This is a genomic window from Micrococcus sp. 093350064-1, from assembly GCF_053627955.1.
On sequence record NZ_JBSEYU010000029.1, the window covers coordinates 1 to 3,098 of the forward strand.

A 3,098-nucleotide genomic window follows, 5' to 3' on the forward strand; every position below is an offset into this window, starting at 1 on the left:
CCCCTCGACAACCGGAGCGAGCGCGGAGGTGATGCCGACCCTGGCCTGACTCTCATGCCTTGAAGGTCGTTACACCACTTCCAGGGACTTGACCCGACGGGCCGGCCGCCGGCCGAGCCGCGGCGTCTGCGGTGGCCCTGCTGGTCCGCCGGTTCAGGGATGACCGCCTTGATACCGCGGGCACGCAGGTGGGAGCGGATCGCCCTGGAGGAGTACGCCTTGTCACCCAGGACCGCGTCGGGGCGGGTGCGAGGCCTTCCTACCGGCCGTGCCACACGCAGTTGCCCCAGTAGGGGCAGCAGCATCGGGGAGTCTCCTGCTTGGCCGGGGGTGATCAGGCTGACCAGCGGCAGCCCGGTCCCGTCCACGAGCTGATGGATCTTCGTGCTCAGCTCGCCCCGTGAGCGCCCGACGCCGTGATCGGTCGGCTCCTCATGCGGATTCTTGTAGTTCGACCCATCCCCCTGTGTGGCGGGTGATGTTCGTGGCGTGCTGGTGGGCGCGGGCGATCGTGGAGTCCACCGAGACCGACCAGTCGATCAGACCTTCAGCGTCCGCGGCGGCGGTCAGCGTCGCCAGCACCGTGTCCCAGGTGCCTTCTTCGGCCATGCGCCGATGCCAGGTCCACACGGTCTGCCAGGGCCCGTAGACCTCGGGCAGATCCCGCCAAGCGATTCCGCACCGGTATCGGTAGATGATCGCCTCCACCATGGTGCGGGCATCGGCGAACGGCCTGCCGGCCCGGCCGGTCCGGGCAGGGAGCATCGGGGCGATCAACTCCCATTGGGCATCGGAGAGCATCTGGAACCGGGACATGCCCCCAGGGTGCCAGCTGACCCGTGGATCCATTCTCAGACACGCCCTAACCCCTGGGCCTCGCCCCGCGACGTGCGCCAGCAGGTGCGTCCCTCTTTCCGCAGAAGGTCGGGGGTCCTCAAGACCTTGTGCAACTGGTGTCACCCCAGAGCCGCTCGGAGCGTCCAGGCGGGTATGCCAGAAGCGACCCCCTGTCCCTCAGGGGATGGTGGGGGCGTTGTCCTGGTGTGAGGGCGAGGTCCTGATCCTTCAGAGGCGGCATGGCGGTCCGTCGTGCGGGGGTCAGATCAGCGGTGCGGCGCTCACGGACAGGTTGGTGCCCACACCCGTGGTGTTGAGGTAGACGACGGTGGTGCCGTAGCCGGAGACCGTGATGGACCGGTAGAGGGAGATGGCCGTGACGGCGGTCGAGCTGGCGCCCGTGGACCCGGCGACGCTGTAGGGGGACTGCCCCGTGGTGCCGCAGGCCTCAGTGCGGTCCAGGCCGAGCCGGCAGGTACCGTCGGTGCGTCCTACGGATCCGTTGGCCGGGACGGCGAGGCCGTTGGTCGCGTTGTAGGTCTTCCCGTTGTTCAAGGCGATCCGGGAGGTGCCGCCGTTGCTGGTGGAGGAGACGGATCCGGTGCGCACCCCGCAGGCCGCGGCCTCGTCGCTGAGGCGGAAGTCGAAATCGAGGGCCACCTGCTTGTTGGACAGCCTGCCGAGCGTCTCGTTGGTGATGCGCAGGTAGGTCAGGGTGAACGCCGAGGCTGGGAGGGGCTTGCCTGCGGTGTACCCCGCGCAGGAGGAGGCGGCCATGGCGGGCGCGGCCGTCGATGCGGCCACGGCCGGCACGGCCCAGGCGAGGCCGGTGGCTACTGAACGGCGGGAGATTTCCATGAGGGGTACTCCAGTTAGGGCACACAAAAGAATTCAGGTGCACACGATTAGGTTCGTGAAAGCAGGAGTGTTCGGCTACGGCCGTCGGTGCATCTGAGACTGCCGGGGTGCCGGGGTGTGGTCAGACCACCTGTCTCCTCAGAGTTCAGGTATGTTAAATCTCATGCATGCATCGCCATTGGGGCTCTTCCTACCTGAGGTGGGGGTGAGTTAGCCCGCCGCCGATGAGCAGCATGCGTAGCCGGTAGTGCTCGCGGTTACGGAAGCCGCGGGCGATGCGGCGGTGGAGCTCGATCAGGCCGTTGATTGCCTCCGTGCCGCCGTTGTTGGCGCGGCCGGTGTCGAAGTAGGCCAGGAACGCTTCCCGCCACTGCTTGAGGGTCTTCCCGAGTCGCTTGATCTCCGGGATCGGGCAGGTCGGCAGGCTGGCGAGGACCTTCTCGGCGATCCGCCGGCCTTCGACCGGGCTCGTGGCCGTGTAGGCCGACCGGAGCTGTTGGGCACACAGCCAGGCGACGAGCACCTCGTCGTGACGTTCGTCGGCGGCGATCGCCTTGTCGAGGCGTGCGCGCTGGCGGTCGGTGAGCTTCTCCTGGCCGCAGCGCAGGATCATCCTGATGCCGTAGAGCGGGTCGTTCTTGCGGCCGCGGTGGCCGTGGATCTCCTGCTGGACCCGGCGCCTCACTTCGTCGACGGCCTGGGTGCCGAGCTTGACCACATGGAAGGCGTCGAGCACGGCGGTGGCGTCCTCGAGCTGGTCGTCGATGGCGTTCTTGTAGCCGTGGAACGGGTCGAGGGTGGCGACCTCGACACCGTCGCGGAAGTCCTCGCCACGCTCTTTGAGCCAGTCGCTGTAGGCCTTCCCGGACCGGCCGGGCACCAGGTCCAGCAGCCGCGCCCTAGGGTTGCCGTACTCATCGGGAGTGAGGTCGACCATCCCGGTCAGCTGCTTGGGCCCACGGCCACCATCTTCGATCGGGAACTCGCTGACGTGGTGCCACACATGCTCATCGACCCCGAGGCGCTTCACGCCGGCGAACCTGGAGTTGTCGTCGGCCATCTCCTGCAGCAGCGGTCGGATCGAGGACCACACGGTGTTCCACGTCGTCCCGAGCTGTCGGGCGATCCCGCTGATCGAGGTGTGCTCGCGGCGGATCTGGTTGATCGCCCACCAGCACGCCCGCGTCGTCAACAGAGCCCGAGGCCGGGCGACCTGCTCGTCCTGCTCGGTGAAGACCTTCGTCGGACACGACGGCTCGACGCAGCGCCAGGTCCGCTTGCGCCAGATCAGCCGGACCGGCCGGTCGAAGCACGGCGCATCGACCAGCACCACGTCACGGCGGCCGTGGCTGCCCGCAATGACACCGCACGTCGGGCAACCCATCGGGGTCCTGGGCGACTCG

The 3,098-nt window shown here is 68.0% G+C and carries 2 protein-coding genes and 1 pseudogene; all 3 read right to left on the reverse strand.

Annotated elements, in window-relative coordinates; all coding sequences use genetic code 11:
* Positions 1-92 precede the first annotated feature (92 nt).
* A pseudogene (locus ACUW6W_RS11635) lies at positions 93-816 on the reverse strand (IS5 family transposase); the annotation flags it as partial.
* Between the two features lie 282 nt (positions 817-1,098).
* A complete protein-coding gene (locus tag ACUW6W_RS11640; RefSeq protein WP_454180188.1) occupies positions 1,099-1,695 on the reverse strand; it encodes a hypothetical protein in 597 nt (198 codons plus the stop codon).
* A 190-nt stretch (positions 1,696-1,885) separates the two neighbouring features.
* Positions 1,886-3,098: ISL3 family transposase (locus ACUW6W_RS11645; protein ID WP_454180190.1), on the reverse strand; the 1,213-nt coding region annotated here is incomplete at its 5' end.